Annotated in this window: 3 protein-coding genes; 1 reads left to right on the top strand and 2 read right to left on the bottom strand. The window is 44.5% G+C overall.

The genetic code is table 11. The annotated features are described in order from the left end of the window. The coding region (locus Q7V06_RS00705) for a transposase (RefSeq protein WP_304836582.1) at positions 1-1,123 on the top strand (1,123 nt) is incomplete at its 5' end. A 429-nt stretch (positions 1,124-1,552) separates the two neighbouring features. Here the strand turns inward: Q7V06_RS00705 and Q7V06_RS00700 are convergent. Both Q7V06_RS00700 and Q7V06_RS00695 read right to left on the bottom strand, forming a co-directional pair. Next, the gene (locus tag Q7V06_RS00700) at positions 1,553-2,623 is read right to left on the bottom strand and encodes a UDP-N-acetylglucosamine 4,6-dehydratase family protein (protein ID WP_304836579.1); all 1,071 of its coding nucleotides are present in this window, start codon (positions 2,621-2,623) and stop codon (positions 1,553-1,555) included. Further along, positions 2,624-3,525, bottom strand: a 902-nt coding sequence (locus Q7V06_RS00695; protein WP_304836576.1) for a DegT/DnrJ/EryC1/StrS aminotransferase family protein, incomplete at its 5' end; no start/stop codon positions are given. It lies immediately after the preceding gene.

Raw genomic sequence — 3,525 nt, 5'->3', positions numbered from 1 at the left:
CAACCGGGATGAAATCATCTCTGACATCCAGGATGTCTTGTTTGAAAGATACGATTTTGAGCATACCAACATCAACATGGACTGGACCAGCATAGTCCTTCATGGCACAGAAGCCCGGCTTGGAAAGTATGGATACAGCCGGGATCACCGGCCAGATAAAAAGCAGATCACTGTCGGCGTCACAGAACTTTCCGACCCGATCAATATCCCGATTGGAATGACAATCGAACCTGGCAATCTCAACGATCAGACCCACTTCAAGAAGACCTATCGCCAGTCAAGGAATCGGCTCAGAGAGGGCTCTCTGGTGATATTTGATAAAGGAGCGAACAGTGTCGCAAATACCCAGATGATCCGGGCAGATAATCTCCAGTACATCACCGGAAAGAAGCTCAACAAGAGCGATGACAAGATAATCGCTGAGTTTGAAACCTATAACCCTCAGGTTATTGATGAGGAATCAGGGATTCGTGGAATTAAAATCGAGAAGCCGAACAGTATCAATTATCTTTATTTCTCAGAAAATCTGCAGAAAGAGCAGCTGGAATCCAGAGCCAGAAAAGTCGTCCGAGAGATAAAAGAAGCAAAGGTCATTCAGGAGAGCATTGACAAGAATAAGGCTCTTCCAAAACGATTCCGGATAAACAATCTTCTTGTTGATGTGGACTATTCTATCCAGACAAAGCTGATTGAACTCTCAGAAGATGATGCTGTCAGGCTTCTTGAAGAGAAGTTCATCACTGGCAGAGAGGGATTCTTCTGCCTGAAATCGAGTAAGAATTTGACACTTATCGAAGCCCTTCTGACGTATCGAAAAAAGGACTCGATTGAGAAGATATTCAACTCACTCAAGAACGAGATCGAGATCAAACCATTGCGCGTATGGACCGATAACAGCATTTACGGTGCATTAATCATTGGGTTTATTGCACAATTATTTATCTCTCTGATCCGATTTGAGATCCCGGAGATGAAGCATACGTCAACGAAATTCATCAAAACAGCGCTATTGAATTTGACAGTTACGGTTGATTCGTGGATGAGGAAGACAAAAAGGTTCATCCACTCCAATTTTGATGCTATTAACACGATGGTTTTACGGCATAATTGGGGAGTTCCATGAAATTTTGAGGGGAGAATCTTCAACTGTCAAATACGGTATCCTGATGAAATTCTGGAGAAAATAGATCACGGTAGTGGATGCTGTCACTGGGTGGCTGAACCCAAAGTGGCAAACTTAGGTTATATGGATGAATTACAGGATATAACACGGCTTTTCGGGCCGGGGGTGGAAAAATATTATGTATGAAAAATTTACTGACGAATGTCGGATATCATGTTTTGCTGCCGACAATCGGCTGGATGTTATTGAGTGTTTTGAACAGCCAGGGAGAACGCTCAGGGTGGGAGAGATGGTGGAAAAACAGATGAAGCTGTATCATGATCTGGGGGTGGAACCGCCAGCCTCGTTATGAGTAGGCGGGAATATAGGATGAATATGAGGAGGATATGGCTGAACAACTTGTAGTACTTAGTTTGAAGAATATCCTTGTCAGCGAGAGAGTGCAGAAGGAGTAATGTATAAAATTCCGCTATTCAGGTTATTAAGAATACTGGTGATACCCTCCCTCGTCAACAACTGCGCATCCTTTGAAGAGTATGAATCAATTGTCACAAGATGAAACCCCTCAGGTACATGTTCATGAGGAACATAGCTCTCTGAATACAGTTGTTGTTTGGGGACCACCAGAATCATATCATCATTTTCATACGCACAACTTGTTTCCTCAAGTATCAGGAGTTCTTCATCAATCTTCTCACCCACCCTCGTACCAATGATCTCAATTGCAATATCCTCCGGCTTAAAACCATACTGTGGAGCAAGGAGATCACGCATCACCTCTGCAAGATCCATAATACTGGCTGCAGGCATCTTCAAGATGAAAATTTCATTACCAGTAGAAAGCATTCCTGCTTTGAGGATCAATTCTGTGGCAGAAGGAATATCCATGAAGAAACGTCTCATCTCCGGATGAGTGACGGTTATTGGACCTCCCTTTTGAATCTGCTGTGTAAAGAGCGGTATGACTGAACCCCGTGAATTAAGGACATTACCAAAACGGACACAAGAGAAAGCCGATCGCTTATGGCCACGAAACAGGTTAGCTGAGATAGTGAGCCGCTCTGCAAGGAGTTTTGTCGCACCCATCACATTTGAAGGATTTACTGCCTTATCTGTGCTGATGACGATGACCTTTTTAACGCCCTGATCATAGGCAGCGTCAAGTACATTCTGGGTCCCAATGACATTTGTCTTCACCGCATCATACGGATTGAATTCACAGAGAGGCACATGCTTGAGAGCGGCTGCATGAAAGACAATATGAACTCCTTCCATTGCAACAGATAATCTTTCTTTATCTCGTATATCACCCACAAGTAATCGTAGTTTATCAGATCGAATACTTTGATCAAGGTCATAGAGTCCGGTTTCATTATTATCAAAAACCCGAATCCTTAAGGGATCATATTTGAGCAGTTCTCTGACTAAATAACTCCCGATTGACCCGACACCCCCAGTAACAAGTATTGATTTACCTTTGTAAAAAGTACCCAAATCCATTCACTCCACCTCATAATATTCTATAATTACTTGAACCACTTGTTTTATATCATTATCCGGCATTCCTGGGTAGATCGGCAGGCTCAGAATATCTCCAGCCACCCTCTCTGTAACTGGGAGCGAGATCTCATATCCGGGCAGTGACCGATAATGGTGTGTCAGATGCACTGGATCAAAATAGATCTTGCTCATGATCCCCTGATCTGCCAGATATTTCATGAGACCCTCCCGATCAGATGCACGCACTGAGAATAACTGATGCACATGTGTATATCCATCCGGAAGACTCATAACCGAGATCTCAGGCACTTTTTCCTGAAGAAGTGTTGTATACAATCCTGCAATATCTTTTCGCATGGAGATGATTGCATCTACCTTTCGTAATTGCGCAAGGCCCAGAGCAGCAGTGAGATTCGAGAGCCTGAAGTTATATCCAAGCGTGACATAGTCCATGCTTTGGTATGAGCTGAAATAATCTGCGGTCTCCAGCCGTCCATGAGATCGGATCAGTTTTGCCTGCTCATAGAGATCCCGATCATCTGTGACAAGAGCCCCTCCCTCGCCGGTTGTAATCACCTTATTCTGGCAGAAGCTGAGCATCGCTGAATCACCAAAGGTTCCGACCATTTTCCTCTCTATAGACGCGCCAAATGCCTCTGCTGCGTCCTCAATGAACACCAGGTTGTGGTCATCTGCAATCTCCCGCAGCTCCCTGATCTGACAGGGGCACCCGCCATAGTGCACCGGGATGATCGCCTTTGTCTTTTTCGTAATCTGCTCAAGGACACTGTTGGGGCTGAGGCCCAGAGTACTCTCTTCAATATCCGCAAATACCGGCTTTGCCCCGACGAAAAGCGGAGCATTTGCAGTTGCAATGAATGTAAAGGAGGGAACAATTACCT

Origin of the sequence: Methanocalculus sp. (assembly GCF_030651615.1) — an archaeon.
Taxonomy (GTDB): Archaea; Halobacteriota; Methanomicrobia; order Methanomicrobiales; family Methanocorpusculaceae; genus Methanocalculus.
This window is presented reverse-complemented; position numbering and strand designations above follow the sequence as displayed.

Excerpts from the sequence above, each read along its gene's own strand:
- Q7V06_RS00700 (WP_304836579.1), bottom strand. The coding sequence starts at position 2,623 with ATGGATTTGGGTACTTTTTACAAAGGTAAATCAATACTTGTTACTGGG.